This is a genomic window from Azospirillum sp. B4, assembly GCF_000333275.1.
Taxonomy (GTDB): domain Bacteria; phylum Pseudomonadota; class Alphaproteobacteria; order Azospirillales; family Azospirillaceae; genus Nitrospirillum.
The window spans coordinates 1-24301 of the sequence record NZ_BACU01000503.1; the positions used below are offsets into that span (position 1 = coordinate 1).

The window sequence follows — 24301 nt, forward strand, 5'->3', positions numbered from 1 at the left end:
CGTTGACCGTCAGGTCGGATGACGAGATCCGGGACATGGTGGGCGCGCTCAACCGGATGATGGAGAATCTGCGGGCGACGGCCGGGATCGCCGACACGGTGGCCAACGGCGACCTGACGGTGGAGGCCAAGCCCCTGTCCGACAAGGACACGCTGGGCATCGCGCTGAAGCGCATGATCGTCAACCTGCGGGCGACGGCGCAGGTGGCCGACACGGTCGCCGACGGCGACCTGACGGTGGAGGCCAAGCCGCTGTCCGACAAGGATGTCCTGGGTCTGGCGCTGAAGCGCATGGTGGAGAAGCTGCGGGAGGTCGTGGGCGAAGCGACGTCGGCGTCGGAGAACGTGTCGTCGGGCAGCCAGGAGCTGTCGGCGACAGCGGAGGAGCTGTCGCAAGGGGCGACGGAGCAGGCGTCGGCGGCGGAGGAGGCGTCGGCGTCGATGGAGCAGATGGCGGCGAACATCAAGCAGAACGCGGACAACGCCAGCCAGACGGAGAAGATCGCGCGGCAGTCGGCGGTGGACGCGCAGAGCAGTGGGGAGGCGGTGACGCGGGCGGTGCAGGCGATGCGGACGATCGCGGAGAAGATCACGATCGTGCAGGAGATCGCGCGGCAGACGGACCTTCTGGCGCTGAACGCGGCGGTGGAGGCGGCGCGGGCTGGCGAGCACGGCCGGGGCTTCGCGGTGGTGGCGTCGGAGGTGCGCAAGCTGGCGGAGCGCAGCCAGACGGCGGCGGCGGAGATCAGCACGATGTCGTCGCAGACGGTTCAGGCGGCGCAGGAGGCGGGGGAGATGCTGACGCGGCTGGTTCCGGACATCAAGAAGACGGCGGAGCTGGTGGCGGAGATCAGCGCGGCGTGCCGGGAGCAGGACATCGGCGGGGAGCAGATCAACCAGGCGATCCAGCAGCTGGACAAGGTGACGCAGCAGAACGCCAGCGCGTCGGAGCAGATGTCGGCGACGTCGGAGGAACTGGCGGCGCAGTCGGAGCAGTTGCAGGCCAGCATCGCCTACTTCCGCGTGGATGGCCGGGTAGATGGCCGGATGGAGGCCCCGTCGGGCCCCGTGCGGCGGCCGTCCCGGGCGGCGGTGGCCAGCGCCGCCAAACCGGTGCCCGCTTCGGGTGCGGCTGGGCGGCAGGGGGGGCCTCGGGCGGTGAACGGGCACGGGTATAACGGCCGCGCCATCGCGGCGCCGGCGCGCGCCGGCACGGGCCGCAAGGCGGCGGCGGGCGGCTTCGCCCTGGATCTGACCACCGGCGCCGGCGACGCCCGCGACGCCGAATTCGAGAAATACTGAGGTTCCGTGGCTATCATGAACAGCCTGACCGAAACCTCCCGGGAAGCCCAGTTCGTCACGCTCGGCATCGAGCGCGAGGTCTACGCCGTTCCGGTCCAGTCGGTGGTGGAAATCCTGGACATGCGTCCGGTGTTCCGCATCCCCGAAGCCCCGCCCTACCTTGCCGGCCTCATCGACGTGCGCGGCCGTGGCGTCCCGGTGATAGACCTGCGGCTGAAGCTGGGCCTGTCCCCCCGCGCGGCGACCGAACACACCCGCATCCTGGTTCTCGAGGTTCCTATCAACGGTCGGGAAACCGCCCTGGGCCTGATCGCCGACCGCGTGTTCGAGGTCATGCCGCTGGACCTGAGCCAGTTGGAGGCGCCGCCCGACATCGGTGTGGCGTGGCGTTCCGATTACATCCGCGGCGTCGGCCGTCGCGGCGATGGCTTCGTCATCGTTTTCGACCTGGCGACGCTGTTCACCACGGAAGAGGCGTCCGTGATCGGCGGTAAGGCCCCGTCCGACGTGATGGCCGCGTCGGCGGAGCCTATGCCGGGAGCCGGCACCCTGTAGACAATTCGACGATCAAGGATTCTTCGCGATGCGCATGACCATCAAGCTGAAACTCGGGCTGACCTTCGCCGTCATCGTCGCCTTGTCGACCACCAGCGCCGTGCTGGGCGTGCAGAAGCTGGCCGCCTTGGATGACAGCCTCCACCATATGGCCCAGGGGCCGATGCAGCAGATCAAGCTGGCCCAGGACCTGTACACCGATCTGATGACCGTGACACGGTCGGAGAAGAGCCTGCTGCTGGCGGACAGCAAGGAACTGGTGAGCCAGTACGAGGCGCGGATCGGTAAGGAACAGCAGGCGCTGGAAGCGGATCGGGCCAAGCTGGACAGCCTGACCTCCGGGGACAGCAACAAGAAGGTCGCTGCCTTCACCGCCGTGTGGAAGCAATACCTGCCTATCCAGAATCGTGTCATCGCTCTGGCCAAGGGCGAGCAGCGGGAAGAGGCTGTGCGTCTGTCCCGCGTGGAGGGGCGCCAGGTGCTGGACGCCGCCGACGCGGCACTGGATGAGGTGGTGGCGCTGGCCCAGGCCAACATGACCCAGACGGAGGCCGCCGCCAGCGCCCAGTATGAAACCGCGCGCAGCATGCTGGTCGCCACGGTGATCATCTCGCTGCTGGTCGCGCTGGCCGCCGCCTCCTGGATCCTGATCACCATCAGCCGAGGCCTGCAGGGCGCCATCCGCTTGGCCAACGGCGTCGCCCGTGGCGACCTGGACCAGTCGCTGACCGTCAGGTCGGATGACGAGATCCGGGACATGGTGGGCGCGCTCAACCGGATGATGGAGAATCTGCGGGCGACGGCCGGGATCGCCGACACGGTGGCCAACGGCGACCTGACGGTGGAGGCCAAGCCCCTGTCCGACAAGGACACGCTGGGCATCGCGCTGAAGCGCATGATCGTCAACCTGCGGGCGACGGCGCAGGTGGCCGACACGGTCGCCGACGGCGACCTGACGGTGGAGGCCAAGCCGCTGTCCGACAAGGATGTCCTGGGTCTGGCGCTGAAGCGCATGGTGGAGAAGCTGCGGGAGGTCGTGGGCGAAGCGACGTCGGCGTCGGAGAACGTGTCGTCGGGCAGCCAGGAGCTGTCGGCGACGGCGGAGGAGCTGTCGCAAGGGGCGACGGAGCAGGCGTCGGCGGCGGAGGAGGCGTCGGCGTCGATGGAGCAGATGGCGGCGAACATCAAGCAGAACGCGGACAACGCCAGCCAGACGGAGAAGATCGCGCGGCAGTCGGCGGTGGACGCGCAGAGCAGTGGGGAGGCGGTGACGCGGGCGGTGCAGGCGATGCGGACGATCGCGGAGAAGATCACGATCGTGCAGGAGATCGCGCGGCAGACGGACCTTCTGGCGCTGAACGCGGCGGTGGAGGCGGCGCGGGCTGGCGAGCACGGCCGGGGCTTCGCGGTGGTGGCGTCGGAGGTGCGCAAGCTGGCGGAGCGCAGCCAGACGGCGGCGGCGGAGATCAGCACGATGTCGTCGCAGACGGTTCAGGCGGCGCAGGAGGCGGGGGAGATGCTGACGCGGCTGGTTCCGGACATCAAGAAGACGGCGGAGCTGGTGGCGGAGATCAGCGCGGCGTGCCGGGAGCAGGACATCGGCGGGGAGCAGATCAACCAGGCGATCCAGCAGCTGGACAAGGTGACGCAGCAGAACGCCAGCGCGTCGGAGCAGATGTCGGCGACGTCGGAGGAACTGGCGGCGCAGTCGGAGCAGTTGCAGGCCAGCATCGCCTATTTCCGCGTGGATGGCCGGGTAGATGGCCGGATGGAGGCCCCGTCGGGCCCCGTGCGGCGGCCGTCCCGGGCGGCGGTGGCCAGTGCCGCCAAACCGGTGCCTGCTTCGGGTGCGGCTGGGCGGCAGGGGACCCCCCGGGCGGCGAACGGGCACGGGCATAACGGCCGCGCCGTCGCGGCGCCGGCGCGCGCCGGGACCGGCCGCAAGGCGGCGACGGGCGGCTTCGCCCTGGATCTGACCACCGGCGCCGGCGACGCCCGCGACGCCGAATTCGAGAAGTACTGAGTGTTGGCCAGCGACCAAGCGGAGGCGGCCCGCAAGGCGGTGGCCGCCACCGCCGACCGTCTGAGCGGCCGGGATTTCCGCCGCCTGGCGGCGTTCATCCAGGATTACAGCGGCATCAAGATGCCGGAGACCAAAAAGACCATGGTCGAAGGCCGCCTGCGCAAGCGCGTGGCGGCCACCGGGGCGGCCGATCTGGCGGATTATTGCGCGCGCCTGTTCGATGAGGATGGCCTGGCGGACGAGGCCGTCCACCTGATCGACGTCGTCACCACCAACAAGACGGAATTCTTCCGGGAGCCGGAGCATTTCCGCATCCTGGATGAGGTGGTGCTACCCCGCCTGCTGGCGGAACGCCGCGCCGGCCCGCACACGCCGGTGAAGGTATGGAGCACCGCCAGTTCGATCGGCGCCGAGCCCTACACCCTGGCCATGGTCCTGGCCGACGCCAGCCAGCGCCTGGGCGGCTTCCGCATCGACATCCTGGCCACCGACATCTCCACCCGCGTGCTGGAGACGGCGGCCACCGCCATCTATCCGGAGGAGATGATCGCGCCGGTGCCGCTGGAGATGCGCAAGCGCTTCCTCCTGCGCTCGAAAAATCCGGCGCGGCGGCTGGTGCGCATCGCGCCCGAAACGCGGCGCCTGGTCCGGTTCGGCCGCTTGAACCTGATGGACGCCAGCTATCCCGTCGATCGCGACCTGGACGTCATTTTCTGCCGCAACATCCTGATCTACTTTGACAAGCCGACGCAGCAGGCGGTGCTGGCGCGCCTGTGCGACCACCTGCGCCCCGGCGGGTACCTGTTCCTCGGCCATTCGGAATCGCTGGCGGGATTCGGCCTGCCGGTGAAGCCGATGGGCGCCACCGTCTTCCGGCGCGAGTGACCGGCCCATGTCCCGCAAGATTCGGGTTCTGGTCATCGACGATTCCGCGTCCGTCCGCCAGGTCATGACCGATATCCTGCAATCGGACCCTGAGATCGAGGTGATGGCGACGGCGTCGGATCCCTTCGTCGCCGCGCGCCGCATCCAGCAGGAGGTGCCGGATGTCATCACCCTGGACGTGGAAATGCCGCGCATGGACGGCATCACCTTCCTGCGCCGGCTGATGTCGCAGCGGCCGGTTCCGGTGGTCATCTGCTCCTCCCTGGCCGAGGCCGGATCCGAAACGGCCGCCCAAGCCTGGGAGGCGGGGGCGGTTGAGGTCATCCTGAAGCCCCGCGTCGGTGCGGCGGATTTTCTGCTGGAGGCGAAAATCCGCATCTGTGACGTCGTCAAGGCGGCGGCGCGGGCACGGCTGCGGAATGTCCAGGGTGCCGCGTCGCCGCAGGCACGCACGCCGGAACGGAAGCTCACGGCGGATGTCGTCCTGCCGCCGCCCCTGGTCCGTCATCACGCCATGGCCAGGACCACGGAAACGGTGGTCTGCATCGGCGCGTCGACGGGCGGCACCGAATCCCTGAGGGTGGTGCTGCAGGCGCTGCCCGCCGCCAGCCCGGGCATGGTCGTGGTGCAGCACATGCCGGAGCGGTTCACGGAGGCGTTCGCCCGCCGGCTCGATGGCCTGTGCGAGATGGAGGTCAAGGAGGCGGAGGACGGCGACACGGTGATGCGCGGACGGGTGCTGATCGCGCCCGGGAACCGCCACATGCTGCTGCAACGCAGCGGCGCGCGTTATTATGTCTCGGTCAAGGATGGGCCGTTGGTGTCGCGGCACCGTCCGTCCGTGGACGTCCTGTTCCGCTCCGCCGCGACCCATGTCGGCCCCAACGGCGTCGGCATCCTCATGACCGGCATGGGGGACGACGGCGCCCGGGGGTTGCTGGAGATGAAGGCGGCGGGCGCCCACACCGTCGCCCAGGATGAGGCCACGTCCGTGGTTTTCGGCATGCCGCGGGAGGCCATCGCGCTGGGCGCCGCCGGGAAGGTTCTGCCCTTGGACCAGATCGCCGCCGAAATCATCCGGGCGGGCAACCGCTGACGACGGCGATCCACCTCACGCGCCGCGGCCGAGACGCCGCAGGATGTCACAGTGGGCCGCCGCGATGAGGGCCTTCAGCGCCAGGGCGTCCGGCGGCTGGCCCCAACGCAGCTTCACATGGCGCATGCGCTTGCCCGACCCTTGCAGCAGGCCGGTGGGGTCTTCCAGGGCGGCGCCGTGGAAGAAGCCCACGCTGGCGTGGCCTGAGAAGGCGTTGACGTAGGCGAAGGCGGCGTCACCCACGCAGGCCGTGGGGTGGCCATCGTGGACGAGTTCGCGGACGTCGGGGCCGCAGGCGCGCAACTCCCCGAACCAGGGCTGGACCAGGCGGCGCATCCCGTCGTCGTGCACGAACCAGGCATCGACGGCCGGATCGCGCCGAACGGCGCCGGGCAATAGGAAGAGCGCATCGGTCGTCATGAGGTCTCGCTGTCCAGCGCCCTGCGGATAGGTTCCTTTTACGGCGTCTTGCGCAGCGCCGCCACCTCCTCCACCGGCACGTCGTCGGTATAGGCGTTGCCGAAATGGGTGCGAACATAGGTGACGACGGCGGCGATCTGGGCGTCGTCCATCATGGTGCGGAAGGCCGGCATGCCCTTGCTGCCGTTCATCACCAGGGTGACGGGATAGCCCCAGGCCGCCAGGTTGGTGTCGTTGGCCAGGGCCGGGTAATAGCCCGCCCCCTTGCCGCCCTTGCCGTCCGGCATGTGACAGGCGGCGCAGACGGATTTGAACAGCGCCTCGCCGTCCCGCTGGGGGAACTGGGTATAGCCCAGCAGGTTGGCGTGCCGGGTGGAGGCGGCGGGCGGCGCCTCATCGCCCCGGGCCGGACCGGGGGCCGGCAGGGCGAGGAGCGCGGTCACCGCGAGGAGGAGGGCGGGGCAGATGGCTTTCGTCATGGCGGTTCTCCTCACGCGGCGACGACGCGGTGGTGCAGGCGGGAGATGGCGTCCAGCGCCGACAGGATGGCCCCTTCCTGCCAGGCGACCAGGTTGGACAGATGGTCGCCGGCCAGGATGACGCGGCCGTTCAGCTCCGCCAGGTTGCGGTAGTGCTTGGCGCGCAGCTCGGGTGTCCAGGCGGCGGCGCAGCCCATGGTGGTGGGGGAGCGGTGCCAGCTGACCGAGACGCCGGTTTCGAACTCCGCCTTGTATTGCGGGTGGATCCGGGCGCCTTGCTCCACCGCCGCCTTGACGCGGTCGGCGGCCGACAGGGCCGCCAGCTCGAAGCCGGGCGCCCCGCCGGCGAAGGTGCCCAGCAGCACGCCCTTGCCCGGCTTGTTGTAGCCGAAGTTGGGATAGGCGATCTGGCGGATGGGCAGGTCGGTGAAGGTGATGCCGCCGTAGATGTGGTCGTCCTCTTCCCAGAAGCGGCGCTTGAACTGCAGGCCGGTCTTGACGGCGGTGAAGTAGGACAGGGCGTTCATGCCCGCCTTCATCTCCGCGCCGACCTGCACGTCCAGCTGGCTCAGCACCGTCAGGGGCAGGGTGCAGACGCACCAGTCGCCCTTGGCTTGGCGCTGGTCCTTGCCGGTGCGGGCATCGACATAGCTGACGGTGACGCCTTTCTCATCCTGGTGGATGGCTGTCACCTTGGCGTTCAGGGTGGTGATGTCGGCCAAGGTCTTGCCGATGGCCTTGGGTGTGCTGTCCATGCCGCCCACCGGTTGGAAGATGGTGGACTGCCACTGGTGGGTCTGGCCGAAGGTCAGGGCGCGCCACACGTCGGACTGCAGCAGGTCGGTCAGGGCGATGGGCTGGCCGCCCACCGGGTCCGGCATCAGGCCGCCGCCCTTGTTGACGGCGTAGCCCCGGCGCTCCGCGCTGTCATGGCCGGCGACGTAGGCGTAGTTCCTGTCCAGGGCGCCCCATTCCTTCAACGCCTCCAGCAGCGTTTCCTGGTCATCCTTGCCGACGGCCTGATCCAGCTTGTCCTGGCGGGCGGTCCTGGCCAGCAGCTCCGCCACGTGGCCTTGGAAGTCAGCCTGCACCTCGCGGAAGCGCTGTGGTTTGCCGCCGAAATAAGCATCCGAATGCACATACGCATTATAGTTGACCATGATGAAGGGCTCCAGCGAGACGCCGAACCGCTTCGCGTAGTCGAGGTAGCCGCGGTGGTGATAGGGAATGCGCCAGGGGCCGGGATTCAGGTACAGCCCGGGGTCGAAGCCGCATTTTTGCGTCTCCCCGCCCAATTCGGTGATGGTGTCGCCGCCCCGGATGGTCCAGGCCCGGCCGCCGACCCGATTATTGTATTCCAGCAACTCCACGGCATAACCGGCATTGCGTAATTCCAGGGCGGAGACAAGCCCGGCCCAGCCGGCGCCCAGTACGACTACTTTCGTGCCCTTGGGGGCGCCCTGTAGTTTTATTGGGCCGGTATATTGCGAGTCCGCCGCCAATCCCAGGCTGGTCATGGTCTGATACATGGCGGAACTGCCGGCCACGGCGCCGATCATGCGGAACAGGTCCCGTCTTTTGAGTATGGATGCCCCCTTGTCCATGCCACCTCCTGTCCTGTCGGGGGACGGCCGCGCCGGCGCATGGGCATGGGGGCCCCCCGTTCGCCGCCCATGCCGGGCCGGGGCTATGCAATTCGCTCGCCAGGTTCCCAGGCTTAAGGCGCGCCGAAGCTGTGGCGCATGTGGCCGGCGATGCTGCTGCGCTGCAGGGTGCCGACCTCACGCGGGTCCATGGAATAGAGGCCTTCCAGATAGGCCTTGTCGGCCGCGCTCAGGTTTCGGGGCTTCTGGTCGTCGGGACATGTGCCTGAGAACTGGTCCAGGATGCTGGGTAGGTCGCCGCAGTGGTCCAGGCCGTTGGGCTGGGCCAGGGCCAGGACGGCCAGATAGTCCGCCACCGTGCCCAACTGCCGGCCCAGGATCTGGTCCGTATTCACCATGATCAGGATGTGGGTCAGCACGGGCCGCAGGTCGCCGGTGGACAGCCGGCTCCCCAGGCCGCCGCCGATGGTCATCCCATAGGGGTCGTCGATGGCGGTCATGGCGCCGTTGCTGGTGGAGGTGACGTACCAGGCCTGGATGGGACGGGTCATCTGGGACACCGCCTTGGTCTGGTGCACGAAGTGATAGCCCAGCAGGCGGGGGTATTTGTCCGCCACCGTGTCCATCACCGCCTGCGGCTGGTCGGTGAAGATGATGTCCACATTATTGGTCTTGCAGGGCGTGTCGGCCAGGGGTGCCCCGACGGTCTGGGCGATGGCGCGGATGCGGGTGGCGATGAAGGCGGCGAAGTCCGCCGGGACGTTCTGCACCCCGGGGCATACCGGCCGGTCCCAGCGGGCGATCTGGGTGGTGCGCGGCGCGTGCTTGCCATGGGATTGCACGAAGTCGCCGATGATGGAGTCCAGCTTCTCCGGCTTCAGCCGCATGCCCGTGACGACCACGGTGTCGGCCGGTGCCTGATCCTCGACCGGCACGGGGCCGGCCGACTGGGCGGCGCCCGGGAGGGGCGCCGCCAGCAGGACGGAAAATGCCGCCGCCGCTTCGCGCAAGCCATGCCGCCAATCCGCCCCCATTCGCCACCTCCCCGGGCATTAATGATCCTCAAGCCTATTCCTGGTTCACGGCGGCGGCAATGGGGGGCGTGACGAAAGGGCGCGGGCTGCGGATCCGCCCCCACCCCGCGTCAGGAACGCACCGCCCCTTCCAGAAGGTCGAGAACCTCGCCGCCGCGTCCGGCCAGGATGCCCTTGGCGGAGTAGAGCGCGGTGCCCACCACCTGTGCCATCGCCACCTTGGGCGGCATCACCAGTTCATAGCGGTCGACCACCACGTCCAGCAGGGCGGGGCCCGGGGTGGCCAGCCAGTCGCGCACGGCCGTGTCCAGGTCCTCCGGCCGCTCCACCCGCCTGCCCCACAGGCCGATGGCCTCCGCCACGCGGGCGAAGTCGGGGTTCTTCAGGTCGGTGTAGGTGTCCAGCAGTCCCTCCACCTTCTGCTCCAGCTCCACGAAGCCCAGCGAGCTGTTGTTGTAGACCACGATCTTGATGGGCAGGCCTTCCTGCACCGTGGTCAGCAGGTCGCCCATCAGCATGGACAGTCCGCCGTCGCCGGACAGGGAGATCACCTGGCGGCCGGGGAAGGCGGCCTGGGCGCCCAGGGCCTGGGGCATGGCGTTGGCCATGGTGCCATGGCTGAGGCTGACGATGGTGCGGTTGCGGCCGGTGGCCGGCACGTGGCGCAGGCTCCATACCATCGGCGATCCGCCGTCGGCGGTGAAGACGGCGTCGGGGGCGGCGTGGCGGGCCACCGTCTCCGTCAGGTATTGCGGGTGGATGGTGCCGCTGTCGCCGGCAACCGCCCGCTTCTCCAGCTTGGCCTCCGCCTCGGCCGCGTGCGCCAGGGCGGCGTCCAGGAAGGTGCGGTCCTGCCGGGGGGTGAGGCGGGGCAGCAGCGCCGCCAGCGTGGCGCGGACGTCACCCACCAGGCCCAGGTCTACCGGATGGCGGCGGCCCAGATGGCTGCCGTCGATATCGACCTGGATGATGGTGGCCTTTTCCGGATAATACTGCCGCCAGGCGAAATCGCAGCCCAGCAACAGCAGCGTGTCGCAGTCCATCAGCGCCTGATAGCCGCCCCGGGTGCCGAAGATGCCGGTCATGCCCACGTCATAGGGGTTGGCCGGCTCCAGGAAATCCTTGGCGCGGGAGGTGCGGGCCACCGGCGCCTGCAGCCGTTCCGCCAGCGCAACTACCTCGTCATGTGCATCCTCGCAGCCGGCGCCGCCATAAATGGCGATCTTGCCGCCGGCGTTCAGCATCGCCGCCATGCGGTCGAGGTCGGCGTCGTCGGGCCGCACCACCGGACGGGCATGGTGCACGGCGAAGGCGGGCTCGTCGGGGGCGTCGGCGGCGGAGATGTCGACCGGCACGATCAACACGGCGACACCGCGCTTGGCCAGCGCCGCCTGGGCCGCCATGGCGGTCATGCGCCGCGCCTGGGTGGGCGTGCGGATCTCATCGCAGAACACGCTGGCGGCCTTGTACACGGCCTTGAAGTCGACCTCCTGCGGGAAGTCGAAGCCCAATTCGTCGCGGGTGATCTGGCTGGCGATCAGCAGTACCGGCGCCCGGTTGCGGTGGCTCTCATACAGGCCGTTGATGAAGTGCAACCCGCCCGGTCCGCACGATCCAGCGCACATGGCCAGTTGGCCGGTCAACAGGGCGTCAGCCCCGGCCGCCATGGCACCCGCCTCCTCATGGCGGACATGGACCCAGCGCAGGTCGCTGCGACGGATGGCGTCGGTGACATGGTTCAGGGTATCGCCCGCCACACCGTAACAACGGCGGGCGCCGGCGGCGGCCAGGGTTTCTACGATGACGTCGGCGACGGTCCGGCTCATGCCTCTCCCTCCTGATGTGATGGAGGAATAACCGGCGGGGCATGGTGGAAGGTTCCAAGGCGCGGCGAAATGCCCGTCTTCAAGGAAAACCCTGTCGGTCGCCCCGGCGGGGGGCGAGGGAAGGTGTCAGCCGGCGCGCGGCCGCCGCCGCCGCTTCAGGTCGGCGATGATCTCCCGCGCGGCGTTGTGGCCGGGGGCGCCGGTCACGCCGCCGCCGGGGTGGGTGCCGGCGCCGCACATGTACAGGCCCGCCACCGGCGTGCGGTAGTCGGCATGGCCCAGCATGGGGCGGGCGGAGAAGATCTGGTTCAAGTCCAGGGCGCCGTGGAAGATGTCGCCCCCCACCAGGCCGAAAGTGCGTTCCAGATCCAGCGGGCTATTGATCTGCCGGCCCAGCACCGCGCCTTTGAAATTGGGGGCGTGGCGCGTGACCGTGTCGATCATCAGATCCGCCACCTTTTCTCGGTGATCGTCCCAGGAGGAACCATCGGGCAGGGTCGGGGAAACATGCTGGCAGAACAGGCTGGCCACGTGCTGGCCCGGCGGGGCCAGCGTGGGATCGAGGGTGGAGGGGATCAGCACCTCCACAATGGGGTTGGCCGACCAGCCATCGCGCCGCGCGTCCATGTAGGCGCGGTCCATATAGTCCAGGCTGGGCGCGATGATGATGCCGGCGGTGTGATGCGGGGCCCGCTCCTTGCCCGGCAAGGCGGTGAAGTCGGGCAGTTCCGACAGCGCCACGTTCATGCGGAAGGTGCCGGAGCCGCAACGCCAGTTGGTGATGCGCTGGTGGAACTCGGTGGGCTGGACGGCCGGGTCCACCAGCTTGCCGAACAGCAGCCTGGGGTTCAGGTTGGACACCACCAGGTCGGCGCGGAAGACGCGGCCGTCGGCGGTGACGGCGCCGACCGCCCGGCCCTTCTCCACGATCACTTCCTTGACCGGGGCATTGGTGTGGATCTCCACGCCCAGGGACTGGGCGGATTTGGCCATGGCCTGGGTGATGGCGCCCATGCCGCCGATGGCGTGGCCCCAGGCGCCCTTCTTGCCGTTGACCTCGCCGAACACGTGGTGCAGCAGCACATAGGCCGAGCCGGGGGTGTAGGGGCTGGCGAAGTTGCCGACGATGCTGTCGAAGCCGTAGGCCGCCTTGATGGGCGCGCTCTCGAACCAGCGGTCCAGGTAATGGCCGGCGGACATGGCGAACAGGTCAAGCAGTTCGCGCTGCAGGTCCATGTCCAGGCCGCGCAGTCGCTGGGCCACGCGTCCGGCCTTGATCAGTTCGGGCAGGGCCGCGAACAGCCCGCCGGACACCACGTTGGGCGGGGTCTGTAGCACCAGGTCGCGCAGCACGTCGGCCACCGCCTCCGTCCGCGCGCCGTAATCGTCCAGCCGTTCGGCATCGCGGACGGAAAACTTGGCGACCTCCCGCTTGGTGATGCCGGCGCCCGTCTTCAGATAGCGGCCATCGTCCAGGGGCAGGAAGTTGGCGACCTCCCGCTCCACCACCTTCAGGCCATGTTGGGGCAGGTGCAGGTCGCGGATGACCTTGGGGTTCAGCAGCGAGACGGTGTAGGCCGCGACCGAGTTGCGGAATCCGGGGTGGAACTCCTCCGTCACGGCGGCCCCGCCCACCACCGGGCGCTGTTCCAGGACCGTGACCTTGAGCCCGGCCATCGCTAGATAGGCGGCACAAACCAGGCCGTTATGCCCGCCCCCCACGATCACGACGTCACGCATGGATTTGTTCCTTTTATTGCGCCCTCAAACGCCGGGCGGCCACGTCCGTGGCCTTGACTTCCTCGGCTCGCGCCCTGCGGTGCTCGCTCCGGCGGACGCGGTCACGTCCTATGAATGCACTGTTCGTTGCGTTGCTTCCCGGCGGTGGGACCATCCTGGCGGCGGGGCCTGTGGCAGGCGGCTTTCCGGGATCAGCGCGCGCATGCGGTTGGCGAAGCTGCGCAGGCTGACCTCGTTCAGGCCCAGGGGCCCGGTGGCATAGCTGCTGCCGGCCATGCCGTCCTGCACCCGTTCGATCAACGCCTTGTCCTCCAGGCTGACTTGGCGGTTGATGCGCCAGTTGGCATAGCGCACGGCCCGCATCTCCCGCCGGTCGTCGGGCAGGACGTACGCGATCTCCCGCACCAGGGTCTCGGTGGGCGAGACGGGCAACCACTGCATGAAGTCGACCTGGTCGGGATAGATGTCGAAGGCGATGTTGGGCCACAGCTTGAAATAGGTCCACAGCCGCTTGCGCTCCGCCGGCAGGTGATCCACGTCCGGCAGGTAGGCCTGGTAGAACCGCTCCGACCGTGAGGTGGACGGCGTGTCGACCAGGGCGCCCCACATCTTGTCCACCCACTCCTTCGCCTCCAGCCCATAGCCGGCGCCGAACAGGCGGGTCAGGCCAGGGTGGGCCACGGCGATGTGCAGGCTGTCGGAATAATTGTCGCCCACGTTCTTCCAGTTCACCGCGCGCGGCCGCCAGGTGACCCGGCCCAGGGGCGCCAACTCCTCGAAGCGGTAGGGCGCCAGCTCGTGCCGGTAGGGCGCCATCATGTCCGAAACCGACGGCCCAGGGCCGGGGGTCAGGCGGATGAAGATGAAGCCCAGGAAGATCTCATGCTCCACCGGGGGCAGGGGATAGTCGGCGGTGCGGAACTCCGGGAAGGCGCGGCGGTGGGGCACCCCCAGCAGCGCGCCGTCCAGTCCGTAGGACCAGGCGTGATAGGGGCAGACGATGCGGCTGCCGCAGCGGCCCTTGTCCCCGTCCAGCAGCCGGGCGGCGCGGTGGCGGCAGACGTTGTGGAAGGCGCGGATCTGTCCGTCCTGGTCCCGCACCACGGCGATGGTCTCACCCAGGAAACGGAAGGTGTGATAGTCGCCTGGACTGGGGATGTCGTTGACATGGCAGACGATCTGCCAGGAGGAGCGGAAGATCGCCTCCCGCTCCACCGCGAAGAAGTCCGGGTCGCGGTAGATCCAGCCCGGCAGGCTGAAACGGAAGTTTGATATCGCCTGGACTGGGATGTTCTTGACATTCAGACGATTTGCCAGAGAAGCGGAGATCGCCTCCCGCTCACCGCGAAGAAGTCCGGGTCGCGGTAGATCCAGCCCGGCAGGCTCATCGCCTCTTCCGCCCCGGCGCCCTGCTGGGGCGCGTCCTGCATCCGCGCGCGGATCGCTTCGGCCATGGTCCGGTCCCCGATCTGTTGTTGAACGTGTGTATAGCGAGCCATGGGGGCTGTCAATTGTTCCCACGGGATGCCTATCCTCCCGAACCGGCACCATGGGGAACCGACGATGACGCAGCCTGCCCGCAAGTTCACCCGCATCCAGCCGGAGCTGCGCCGGGAGCACTTGGTGGAGGCGGCGTTGCGCTGCCTGGCGGAACACGGGCACGCCGGCGTCTCCGTGCGCAAGATCGCGGCGGAGGCGGGGGTTTCCATCGGCCTGATCAACCACCATTACGACAGCATCGACCAGCTGATCGCCCACGCCTATGAAACGCTGGCCATCGGCATCTTCAACCGGGTGACCGGGGCGGTGGACCCCTCGGCCGGCACGGCGCGGGACAGGCTCAGCGCCTTTTTCCGCGCGTACTTCTCCCCCGATGTCTTCGATCCCAAGCTGCTGGGCGTCTGGGTGGTGTTCTGGAGCATGATCCGCCATTCGCCGGCCATCAAAGCCGCCCATGACCGCACCAACGCCGGCTACGCCCGCGTGCTGGAGGGGTACCTGGCCGACCTGGCGGCGGAAAACGGCTTGCCCCCCACCACCGTCCGGCTGGCGGCGGTGGGGCTGTCGGCGCTGCTGGACGGCATCTGGCTGCAATGGTGCCTGACGCCGGAACAGGCGTTCACCATCCACGAGGCCATCGCCCTGGCGGAAAGCTGGGTTGATGGCGTGGCCCGGGGCGCCTACGGCCGGCTGGCCTCCTGACCGTCGCTTGCGAGGGGCGGTTCCGCCGCCGGGTGCGCGGGCGCGCCGCAGGCGACGTTGCGGACCATGTACAGCGGCAGGCCGATCAGCAACAGGCCCGCCGCCACCAGCAGCGATTGCAATCCCATGGTGGCCAGCAGACCGACGCAGAACAGCTGTATAAAGCCGGCCAGAGTCACGTGCTGCCACCTTTCGCGTACCAGGTGGCCGGGCGACAGCCGCAGCAGGGCGGCGCAGGCGCAGGCATAGACGATGACGTTCAGCACCACAGCCATGTTGACCACCATGTCGAACTGCTGCCCCAGGGTGGGGGACATGGTGGCCAGGCAGACCACGCTCATCAGCACCGCCATGAACATCAGGTTGCGCACCGGCGCGCCGTGGCGGTTGATGCCCGACAGGGCGCGGGGGAACAGGCCCAGGCGGGCGCCGGCCTCCGCCGTTTCCGCCCCCACCAGCATCCAGCCCGCCAGCGTGCCGGCGGCCTTGGCCATGGCGCAAACGGCCAGCAGGCTGCCGGCCACCGGGCCCCAGAGGCGGGTGGCCACGTCGGCGAAGGGGGCGGTGGAGGTGCGCAGCTCCTCCGCCGTCAGCACGCCGGTCAGGGCCGTGCAGGCGGTGATATAGACCAGGCCGGCGGCGGCGATGCCGCCCATGGTGGCGATGGGCACGTTGCGTTCCGGCTGGCGCACCACGGCGGCCACCACCGCGGCACTCTCCAGCCCCAGGAAGGCCCAGATGATGGAACCCAGGGAGGTGACGATGGCGCCGCCATCGGACCGGCCGGTGACGTTCCAGGACGCGGCGAAGATTTCAGGCTTGAACCACCACCAGCCCAACACCGCGATCAACAGCACCGGCGCCAGGCCCTGGGTCAGGGCGGCCCCCTCGAACCGGGCGGTGAAGCGCACGCCGGCCAGGTTGCCCAGCGACACCGCCCAGATGACGGCCACCGTCGCCAGGGTCAGGACCAGCGGCACCTTCAGGGCCGGCAGCAATGCGGCCAGATATCCCGTGACCGCCAGGGCGATGGCCACGTTGCCGAACCAGGTGGACACCCAATAAAAGAAAGCGGCCTGGAAGCCCAGCGGCGCGCCCAGCCCGGCGCGGACATAGCCCGTCAACCCCTCGCCGTTGGGGCACACCGCGCTGAGGCGGGAGCAGACCAGGCCGATGAGCAGGGCGCCGGCCAGCACCACCATCCAGCCGATGATGGCGATGGACCCGATCTCACCCAGGCTGGCCGGTAGCAGGAAGATGCCCGACCCGATCATGTTGCCGGCAACGATGAAGCCCGCCGCCAGCGGGCCGATCTTGGTGCGCTCGTCCCGCATGCCGCCCCTTCGCCCGTTTTCAAGGGTGCCGTGTCGCAAGAATGATTGATCGGTCGTTCAGCAATGGCAACGGAAAGTTTCCGTCGCCGCATCATCGCGGGGACGGGTATGGAATCAAGTTGACTAGGAAACTTAATCTCGATAGTTTCCTAGTCAACCAAGGAAGCCGCCATGCCCGCCGCCACACCACCTGCCGATCTTCACGCCCACCTCGGCTATTGGCTGAGGATGGTGTCCAACGCCGTCTCCCACAGCTTCGCCCGCACGGTGGAGGCGGAGGGGGTCACGGTGGCGGAGTGGGTGTTCCTGCGGGTGCTGTTCGATGGCGACGGCATGGCGCCGTCCGCGCTGGCGGCGCGCATGGGCATGACCAAGGGCGCCATCTCCAAGCTGGCGGACCGTCTGGTCGACAAGGATCTGGTGACGCGGACGGCCAATCCGGAGGGCGGGCGGGGGCAGACGCTGGCCCTGAAGCCGGCGGCCCGGGCGCTGGTGCCGCGCCTGGCGGTCCTGGCCGATGGGAACGACGCGTTGTTCTTCGACGCCCTGGCCCCGGATGAACAGGCCGAACTGCGGCGGCTTCTGCTGAAGATCGCCTCGCGGCGCGGCCTGAAAAGCGCGCCGACCGACTGATGCCTATACCACCCTTGATGGAAAGGAGCCCGCGCCCATGGACGCGCAGCGCATCGCCATTGCCCAGAAGTGCCTGGACGCCGCCTATGACAGGACGATGGATTTCCCCGAGATCGTGGGAACGCTCATCGCCGGCGGGTTCGAGGGCTACGCCGTCGACTACCGCCGCGACACCGCGACATACTTCCTGCCCGATGGCGACAGTGTCGTGCTGGACGGTCCCGCCTCGGACGCCGCCGTGGCGCTGCCGTTCGACCAGGCGGGCGTGGTGGCCCTGATCCGGTGGGCCCAGGCCAACCCGCCTGACTATTCCTATGCGGGGTTCAGCGCCAAGGCCAAGGCCTGCGGCTGTGCCGGCTACATCGTCTCCTTCCCCGGCCGCCGCGTGCTCTACTACGGCCGCACGGCGGAAACGCATGTGGAGCACTTTCCGCGCTGACGCCCTGGTGTGACCGGCGGCATGGCGAGGGCTGGCGGGATCGGCCATGATCACGCCCAAGGCCGGCATCGGCCGGCAAGAACGGGAGGGGACCATGACACGCACCATCGCGGAAAAGCGCGCGGCCTTCCGCGCCCTGCATGAACAGGGTTGCTTCATCCTGCCCAATCCCTGGGACGTGGGCAGCGCCCGGATGATGCAGCACCAGGGCTTCAAGGCCCTCGCCACCACCAGTTCCGGCTATGCCTGGTCGCAGGGGCGGCCGGACTATGGCGTCGAACGGGACGACGTGCTGGCGCATCTCCACGCCCTGGTGCCGGCCACGGACCTGCCGGTGAACGCGGACTACGAGTCCGGCTTCGCCCATGAGGTGGGGGACTTGGCCGCCAACGTCCGGCTGGTGGTTGAGGCCGGCGTCGCCGGTCTGTCGATCGAGGATATCCGCGCCGACGGGCGCCCCGGCTTTTACGACATCGCCACGGCGGTGGAGCGTATGCACGCGGCGCGCGCGGCCATCGACCAGGCCGATCCGGCCGCCCTGCTGGTCGCGCGCACCGAAATCCTGTTGCGCGACCCGTCGCGCGTGGGCGAGGCCATCGACAGGCTGGTGGCGTTGGCCGACGCGGGTGCCGATTGCCTGTTCGCGCCGGGCATGGTGGAGACGGCCGACATCGCCGCCTTGGTGCGGGCGGTGGCGCCCAAGCCGGTGAACCTGCTGGTGATCCGGCCCAGCCTGACCCTGGCCGAGATCGCGGACCTGGGCGTGCGCCGGGTCAGCATCGGCGGTGGGTTGGCGCGGGCCGCCTGGGCCGCCGTGATGCGGGTGGGGGAGGGGCTGCGGGCCGGGTCGTTCGAGGCCCTGGCCGGGGGTGCGGCCTACACGCAGCTCAACGACATTTTCGACGGCTTCGCCTGACCGCGGCGTCGTCCCCGTATACGAAGTTACGTCCTATCCGGTCGTTTTGCCTTGGTTTTAAGGTGGCGCCGCGCCCCGGTGGCGGGGTGGTTTCGGCCGGATGGGAACGCGAGATGCGCACCGGGGCGATGGGCCGGCGGCTGGCCGGCGCGCTATTCTTCTTGCTGGGCACGACCGGATGGGCCGCCGCCTCACCCTGGGGTGAGGTGGGCGACACCCAGTTGCGCGCCGATATCGAGGTGTTGGCAACCGCCGGCCTGATCGACGGCGTCACCACCCCATGGCCCTTGCCCTGGACCGCCCTGGTCCCGGCCTTGAAGGCGGCCGACCTTGACGCTCAGCCACCGCAGGTGCAGGCGGCGGCCCTGCGCGTGCTGGGCCGCGCCATGCGGGAGAACCGGCCGGGTTTCGGGACCACCGCCAGCGTGGACGTGGCCAGCGCCCCGGCCTTGGTGCGCGGCTTCGACAGCCTGGGCCGGGGGGACGGGCAAACCCAGGTGGCGCTGTCCTACAGTTCCAGCGCCGTTTCCGCCCGGCTGGCGGTCGGCGGCTACACCCAGACCTTCCATACCGGTGCGACCAAGCTGGCGCTGGACGACAGCTATCTGGCCGTGAAAGCCGGCGACGCGCTCGTGTACGGCGGCTGGCTGACCCACTGGTGGGGCCCTGGCTGGATCTCCGCGCTCAGCCTGTCCAACAACGCCCGGCCCATGCCCCAGGTGGGCATCCAGCGCCTGGACACCAGCCCTTCCACCTGGCCGGTGCTGGAATGGCTGGGCCCCTGGCAGGCGGAGTTCTTTCTGGGACTGCTGGATGGCCCGCGCCTGCAACGGAACACGGTGTTCGATGCCCTGCGCATCACGGTGAACCCGGCGCCGGGGCTGGAGATCGGCCTGGCCCGCACCGGCCAGATCTGCGGCCAGGGGCACACCTGCGACCCGGCGCAGTACTTCCAGCTGAACAATTCCCCCACCGACGTCAACAAGACCAATGACGAAGGCGTGGTGGACATCAAGTACGGCCTTGAGGTCTGGGGCGTGCCGGTCCAGGCCTACATGCAGCTGATGAACGAGGACTCGTCACCCGTCACCCATTCCGGCACCAGCCACCTGTTCGGCGCCACCGTCTTCGTGCCCGTGGCCGGCCAGCCCTTGCGGCTGACGGTGGAATACGCGGACAGCATTTCCACCACCAACGTCTTCAGCTTCGCCAGCCGCATCTACGGCTTCTCCTACACCAACGGCGGCTATCCCGACGGCATGCGCTATCGCGGCCGCACCATCGGGTTCAGCCTGGATGACGACTCCCGCCTGCTGTCCCTGCAGGGCAGCTGGCGCGACGCCGACGGCTGGACCTATGAGCTGACGCTGCACCACGCCGTGATCGGCACCGCGCAATCGGCCGGCGCCAATATCGTCAGCCCGGTGCCCGTCAAGGTGAACATCCTGGAGGGGCGGCTCAGTTTGCCGTTCCGCCATGTCACCCTGGACCTGCGCGGCAGCGTCCAGGACGACCAGGCCCGGCCGGACCACGGTTTCCAGCCAGCGGTGGAGGCGGCGCTGCGCATCGCCCTATGAGATGAAAATTCGGGCATGGCGGGGGAATAATCGCCGCGCCCATCCGTCATGGAAGAAAGGGACCTGGCCCAGAGGCAAGTCCCGATCTGCCTGCCGGAGGTGCCATGCCGTCCATCGTCGCCTGTGCCAAGACCACGCCCCCGCGCGACCGTGTGCGCGACGCCGCCGCCGGCCTGTTCGCCGACCGGGGGCTGGACGGTTTCAAGATGCGGGACCTGGCGGAGCGGCTGGGTGTCAGCGTGATGACCCCCTACCGTTATTTCGAAAACAAGGAGGCCATCCTGGCCTGCGTCCGCGCCCACGGCTACGCCTGCCTGGCGGACGCGCTGGACCAGGGGTTGGCCGACGCGCCCCCGCCTCTGGTTGACCGGGTGGCGGCGCTGGCCGTCGCCTATGGCCGCTACGTGGAGGCGGAGCCCGCGCGCTATCGCCTGATGTTCAGCCTGACCCCGGCGGATGGGCCGGGTGCCGCGGAGGTGCGCCGCCAGGAAAAGCGGGTGGAGGAGGTGTTCGCGCATGCCGGCTCGGCTGACCTCGGGCGTCTGCTGTGGTCCGTCCTGCATGGCGTGACCGCCCTGCATCTGGGCGGACAGGTGCCGGAGACGGGGCTGACGGCCGCCCTGGTCCGCGCCGCCACCGTCTTCACCGGGACGACCGCTTGACGATGACGGCCCCACAGCCGCTGCGGGTGACGGAACCGGCGCCGGCCGTGGCGGCGGTGCCGGCGCCCCGCGCCCACCCCCGACTGACCGCCAAGCGCCTGCTGGACCTGGGGCTCGGCGTGGCGCTGACCCTGGCCAGCCTGCCGCTGCTGGCCCTGATCGCGCTCATGATCCGGCTGGATAGCCGAGGGCCGGTGCTGTTTCGCCAGCAGCGCATCGGCCTGGCGGGCCAGCCCTTCCAGATCGTGAAGTTCCGCACCATGCACGTGCTGGAGGACGGCGCCGACGTGGTGCAGGCCACGGCGCGGGACCCCCGGGTCACCCGCCTGGGCCGCCTGCTGCGCCTCAGCTGCCTGGATGAGTTGCCGCAACTGCTGAACGTCCTGTCGGGGGAGATGTCGCTGGTGGGCCCGCGCCCCCACGCCGCCGCCCATGACGACTTCTACAGCGCCCGCATCCCCAACTATCTCTACCGCCAGAACGTGCGGCCCGGCATCACCGGCTGGGCCCAGGTCAACGGTGCGCGCGGGGCCACGCCCCTGCTGTCCGACATGCAGGCGCGGGTGGATTTGGACGCCTGGTACGTCGACCATGCCAGCCTGGCCCTGGACCTGCGCATCCTGGCCCGCACCCCCTGGGAAGTGGTAAGCCGGCGCAAGGCCTGCTGAGGCCTATTTCGGAGGCGGGATGGACGCCCCTGGAATAAACCCGGAAGCACATCCGTCTTAGGGATGAGAGGACAGCGCATCCGCCGGGGAATTGGCCTTGGGATGCCGACCTGGATGGACGTAAGCTGATGCGGCGAAGGCACGGCGCTGACACGACCCTGAGACCCCAGCGGTGCGACGACCCCGTGTCGGAGAACCGCCGGCCGTGACCCGTCCCAACCCGTTCGCGAACGCCCTGGTCATGCAGCTGCCGGCGCTGCGGCGCTACGCCTTGGCGCTGGTGGGCAATGCCGCCTTGGCGGATGATCTGGTCCAGGATTGTGTGGAGCGCGCGCTGCGGCAATCGGCGCAACTGCGGGAATTGCCCCGCATCTCCGGATGGCTGAGGCGGATCTTGAAGAATCTCTATACCGACGAGATCCGCCGAGGGAACGTCCGGGGGGAGGAGCAGGACATAACCGAACTGGCCGACCATGTGGAGCTGAGCGCGCCGCCGACCGACGTGGGCGCCGCGCGCGACTTCGTGAAGGCGGTCAGCCGGCTGACGCCGGAGCATCGGGAAATCCTGCTGCTGTCCAGCGTCGAGGAATTGAACTATCGCGAGATCGCGGAGGAGCTGGGCATCCCGGTCGGCACCGTGATGTCGCGCCTGGCGCGGGCCCGTGAACGGCTGCGCAGCGTGATGCAAGGCGAGGGCGCGGAGGTCATTCCGCTGCCCCTGGGCCCAGTCCCCCTAGGATCGAAAGACCGGAAGTGAGCGACCATACCCCCACCCCCCCTCCAATCGCGGAGGTCGACCTGCACGCCTTCCTGGATGGCGAGCTGCCGGACGAGCGCGCCCGCGTGGTGGAGGCCGCGATCCTGGCGGACCCCGCGCTGGCCGAGCGCCTGGCGGGCTATGAGGCCGACAAGGCCATGATGCGGCGCCTGTATGGCCCCCTGATCGACCGGCCGGTGCCCCGGCACCTGGTTGATCTGGCCCAGTCGGCGGCGACCGAACCCGTCCGGCCCTGGGCGGACTGGCGCCGGCTGGGGGCCGTGGCCGCCGTCGTGCTTCTGCTGGTGGGCGGGGGGGGCTATCTGGCCCTGCGTCCGGCCGCCGACGTGGTGCAGCTGGCGCTGGCGGCGCGTGAGGTGCCGGCCGCGGTGCCGGCGGACCTGGCACCCTACAACGCGGCCTTGAGCCGCATCGTCGCCCTGAACATCAAGGTGCCGGACCTGGCCCGCGCCGGCTATCGGCTGGCGGGGGTGAAGGTGGCGGGCGACGCCGCCACCGTGGCCTATCGCGACGCCGACGACCGGCTGTTCACCCTCTACCTGCGCCGCTCGGACGGCACGGTGCGCTTCGACCAGTTCAAGCGGGACAAGCTGCGGGTCTGCGTCTGGCAGGACGATCAACTGAGCATGGTCATGGCCGGCGAGATGTCGGCGGCGGTGATGCAAAAGCTGGCCAGCATGGCCTATCTGGGCCTGACGGCCACGACCTAGCGGATAGACCGTGCTGACAGGCTGTCCGGGCTGAACAGCGTGGCGGGATGGGGCGGGGTCACCATGTAGGGGGTGGTCTCGCCATTGAAGGCGAAGGTGTAGGCATAGCCGCCCAGCTCGAAATCATGAATGAACTGGCTGCCGATCACCACCGCCGGCACGTCCGGCATCAGGTACATGGTGGCCTGCCCGAATTTCCACAGCTTGCCCTGTTCGTCCCAGGAATCGCCGTAAACCGCCATCCAGGTGTCTTCGTCGAGGTAAAGCCGCCGATGCGGGACCACGTCATGCGCGCCACGGGCCAGGGTGCCGTCGACCATCCAGACGCGGTGCAGCTCATAGCGCAGGGCGTCTGGGTTGGGATGGCCGCTGGCCAGCACCGCCGAAGCCGGTTGGGCGTAGAGGCGGTTGTTGTTATAGGGCACGTACATCTCGGCTTTGCCAACCAACTTGAAGTCATAATGGTCCAGCCCGCCGAAGAAGATGTAATACTCGTCCTCGCTCATGTAGCCGGCGGCGTCCGTGTCCGGCACGTCGTAGGAGATGGCCGGCGCCTTGCGCACGCGGTGTTCCCCCGGCAGCAGGCGCCAGGCGGCGAAGTCATGCCGCCGGATGTTGATGGGCTGCCAGTTCAGATAGCCTTCCCCCACCCGCGAGGCCGGGGCCACCGCCAGGTGCAGGGTCTTGAAGTAATAGCCGCCGTAGCTGTCCGGCGTGGCGTCGCGGTAATAGTAGGGGAAGTCCGCGATCTCCCTATAGCCGCTGGCCTTTTCCACCACCCCGTCCGCTGGCACCACATAGGTGCTGACCGTCACCTCCCGCGCGGGGCCCCAATAGGCCAGCAGGTGGTTCCACATGGCCTGGAAACCATCCTTGGGAATGGGGAAGGGGATGCCGCCCACCGCCCCCTCAACCCCGTAGGCGATACCCTCCGGCGCCGGTCGCGCCCGCGTGGCGTTGAGGCGGATGTTGTCATAGACCCAGTCCGGCGCCGCGGCGGTGCGGTGGCTGGGATAAATGTCCATGCGATAGCCGGGCTGGGTTTCGAAAAGGTGCTTCGCCCCTTCCGGCAGGCGGTCGGCATGCTCCCGGAAATTCGCGGCGGTGATGGAGAACAGGGGCTTTTCCCCGGCGAAAGGATCGGGGCGGGGGCCGTTGACCGGCGCGCCGGGCGTGGACAGGCCGCCCGTCCAGGCCGGGATGGCACCGTCGGCGCTGCCCGCGCGCTCCGCCCCCACCGGCGTCAGCCGGGACTTCAGCTGTGCCGCCTCCTGCTCCGACACCTGGGCGCGGGCGGGCGACAGGGCGGCGGCAACCAGCAGGCCGGACAGCACGGGCAGGAACAGGGCGGACAGGGAGAGGACGGACGGGGATCGCATGGGCTCGCGCGGCGGGGCGCCTGGTTGGTGTTCCCCCGGG

The 24301-nt window shown here is 69.0% G+C and carries 24 protein-coding genes; 14 read left to right on the plus strand and 10 right to left on the minus strand.

Annotated features, from left to right (window positions below; genetic code table 11):
- From I55_RS21955 to I55_RS21975, 5 genes are all read left to right on the plus strand, one after another.
- Positions 1 to 1301 (plus strand): methyl-accepting chemotaxis protein (locus tag I55_RS21955; protein WP_044562733.1); only part of this gene is annotated, 1301 nt, incomplete at its 5' end.
- A 15-nt stretch (positions 1302 to 1316) separates the two neighbouring features.
- A complete protein-coding gene (locus I55_RS21960; RefSeq protein ID WP_044562734.1) occupies positions 1317 to 1856 on the plus strand; it encodes a chemotaxis protein CheW in 540 nt (179 codons plus the stop codon).
- Between the two features lie 28 nt (positions 1857 to 1884).
- Positions 1885 to 3879, plus strand: a complete 1995-nt coding sequence (locus I55_RS21965; RefSeq protein ID WP_044562735.1) for a methyl-accepting chemotaxis protein — start codon at positions 1885 to 1887, stop codon at positions 3877 to 3879.
- A 3-nt stretch (positions 3880 to 3882) separates the two neighbouring features.
- The gene (locus I55_RS21970) at positions 3883 to 4764 is read left to right on the plus strand and encodes a protein-glutamate O-methyltransferase (RefSeq protein ID WP_199902674.1); all 882 of its coding nucleotides are present in this window, start codon (positions 3883 to 3885) and stop codon (positions 4762 to 4764) included.
- Positions 4765 to 4771: 7 nt separating this feature from the next.
- Entirely contained in the window at positions 4772 to 5860 is a 1089-nt protein-coding gene (locus I55_RS21975) for a chemotaxis response regulator protein-glutamate methylesterase (protein WP_044562736.1), read from the plus strand.
- Between the two features lie 15 nt (positions 5861 to 5875).
- On the opposite strand, the gene I55_RS21980 is transcribed toward I55_RS21975, so the two are convergent.
- The 8 genes from I55_RS21980 to I55_RS37825 all read right to left on the minus strand — a co-directional run bounded on the left by I55_RS21980 (position 5876) and on the right by I55_RS37825 (position 14417).
- Positions 5876 to 6280 carry a DUF1801 domain-containing protein gene (locus tag I55_RS21980; protein WP_044562737.1) on the minus strand — a complete coding sequence of 135 codons (405 nt, stop codon included), beginning with the start codon at positions 6278 to 6280 and terminating at the stop codon, positions 5876 to 5878.
- A gap of 38 nt (positions 6281 to 6318) precedes the next feature.
- The gene (locus tag I55_RS21985) at positions 6319 to 6759 is read right to left on the minus strand and encodes a cytochrome c (RefSeq protein ID WP_044562738.1); all 441 of its coding nucleotides are present in this window, start codon (positions 6757 to 6759) and stop codon (positions 6319 to 6321) included.
- A gap of 11 nt (positions 6760 to 6770) precedes the next feature.
- Positions 6771 to 8363, minus strand: coding sequence for a flavin monoamine oxidase family protein (locus I55_RS21990; protein WP_044562739.1), 1593 nt, complete (start codon positions 8361 to 8363; stop codon positions 6771 to 6773).
- 113 nt (positions 8364 to 8476) lie between these two features.
- Positions 8477 to 9397: a hypothetical protein gene (locus I55_RS21995; protein WP_044562740.1), complete on the minus strand. Its 921-nt coding sequence runs from the start codon at positions 9395 to 9397 to the stop codon at positions 8477 to 8479.
- Positions 9398 to 9507: 110 nt separating this feature from the next.
- The gene (locus tag I55_RS22000) at positions 9508 to 11223 is read right to left on the minus strand and encodes a thiamine pyrophosphate-dependent enzyme (RefSeq protein WP_044562741.1); all 1716 of its coding nucleotides are present in this window, start codon (positions 11221 to 11223) and stop codon (positions 9508 to 9510) included.
- Positions 11224 to 11349: 126 nt separating this feature from the next.
- Positions 11350 to 12963, minus strand: a complete 1614-nt coding sequence (locus I55_RS22005; protein ID WP_044562742.1) for an NAD(P)/FAD-dependent oxidoreductase — start codon at positions 12961 to 12963, stop codon at positions 11350 to 11352.
- 108 nt (positions 12964 to 13071) lie between these two features.
- Positions 13072 to 14178 (minus strand): aromatic ring-hydroxylating dioxygenase subunit alpha, encoded by a 1107-nt coding sequence (locus I55_RS22010; RefSeq protein ID WP_199902675.1) that lies wholly within the window; start codon positions 14176 to 14178, stop codon positions 13072 to 13074.
- Between the two features lie 86 nt (positions 14179 to 14264).
- Positions 14265 to 14417: a hypothetical protein gene (locus tag I55_RS37825; RefSeq protein WP_199902676.1), complete on the minus strand. Its 153-nt coding sequence runs from the start codon at positions 14415 to 14417 to the stop codon at positions 14265 to 14267.
- Positions 14418 to 14526: 109 nt separating this feature from the next.
- Between I55_RS37825 and I55_RS22015 the strand changes: the two genes are divergently transcribed.
- Positions 14527 to 15165 carry a TetR family transcriptional regulator C-terminal domain-containing protein gene (locus I55_RS22015; RefSeq protein WP_044562743.1) on the plus strand — a complete coding sequence of 213 codons (639 nt, stop codon included), beginning with the start codon at positions 14527 to 14529 and terminating at the stop codon, positions 15163 to 15165.
- Here I55_RS22015 and I55_RS22020 read toward each other — a convergent pair.
- Complete coding sequence (locus tag I55_RS22020; protein WP_044562744.1) at positions 15144 to 16499, minus strand: amino acid permease; 1356 nt, start codon at positions 16497 to 16499, stop codon at positions 15144 to 15146. The genes I55_RS22015 and I55_RS22020 overlap by 22 nt on opposite strands.
- 171 nt (positions 16500 to 16670) lie before the next feature.
- Here I55_RS22020 and I55_RS22025 point away from each other — a divergent pair, with 171 nt between their 5' ends.
- From I55_RS22025 to I55_RS22060, 8 genes are all read left to right on the plus strand, one after another.
- The gene (locus tag I55_RS22025) at positions 16671 to 17132 is read left to right on the plus strand and encodes a MarR family winged helix-turn-helix transcriptional regulator (protein ID WP_044562745.1); all 462 of its coding nucleotides are present in this window, start codon (positions 16671 to 16673) and stop codon (positions 17130 to 17132) included.
- A gap of 37 nt (positions 17133 to 17169) precedes the next feature.
- Positions 17170 to 17571, plus strand: coding sequence for a hypothetical protein (locus I55_RS22030; protein WP_044562746.1), 402 nt, complete (start codon positions 17170 to 17172; stop codon positions 17569 to 17571).
- Between the two features lie 46 nt (positions 17572 to 17617).
- Complete coding sequence (locus tag I55_RS22035) at positions 17618 to 18487, plus strand: oxaloacetate decarboxylase (protein ID WP_199902677.1); 870 nt, start codon at positions 17618 to 17620, stop codon at positions 18485 to 18487.
- A 113-nt stretch (positions 18488 to 18600) separates the two neighbouring features.
- Positions 18601 to 20064, plus strand: coding sequence for a capsule assembly Wzi family protein (locus I55_RS22040; protein ID WP_044562747.1), 1464 nt, complete (start codon positions 18601 to 18603; stop codon positions 20062 to 20064).
- 104 nt (positions 20065 to 20168) lie between these two features.
- Positions 20169 to 20726 (plus strand): TetR/AcrR family transcriptional regulator, encoded by a 558-nt coding sequence (locus I55_RS33375; protein WP_049974383.1) that lies wholly within the window; start codon positions 20169 to 20171, stop codon positions 20724 to 20726.
- Positions 20727 to 20728: 2 nt separating this feature from the next.
- Positions 20729 to 21394: a sugar transferase gene (locus I55_RS22050; protein ID WP_083901323.1), complete on the plus strand. Its 666-nt coding sequence runs from the start codon at positions 20729 to 20731 to the stop codon at positions 21392 to 21394.
- A gap of 205 nt (positions 21395 to 21599) precedes the next feature.
- On the plus strand, positions 21600 to 22151 hold the full coding sequence (locus I55_RS22055) for an RNA polymerase sigma factor (protein ID WP_049974384.1): 552 nt from the start codon (positions 21600 to 21602) through the stop codon (positions 22149 to 22151).
- The gene (locus I55_RS22060) at positions 22148 to 22882 is read left to right on the plus strand and encodes an anti-sigma factor (protein WP_044562748.1); all 735 of its coding nucleotides are present in this window, start codon (positions 22148 to 22150) and stop codon (positions 22880 to 22882) included. The genes I55_RS22055 and I55_RS22060 overlap by 4 nt, the downstream gene beginning before the upstream one ends.
- On the opposite strand, the gene I55_RS22065 is transcribed toward I55_RS22060, so the two are convergent.
- A complete protein-coding gene (locus I55_RS22065; RefSeq protein WP_044562749.1) occupies positions 22879 to 24261 on the minus strand; it encodes a DUF1329 domain-containing protein in 1383 nt (460 codons plus the stop codon). The two genes, I55_RS22060 and I55_RS22065, sit on opposite strands and share 4 nt — an antisense overlap.
- Positions 24262 to 24301: the final 40 nt, after the last annotated feature.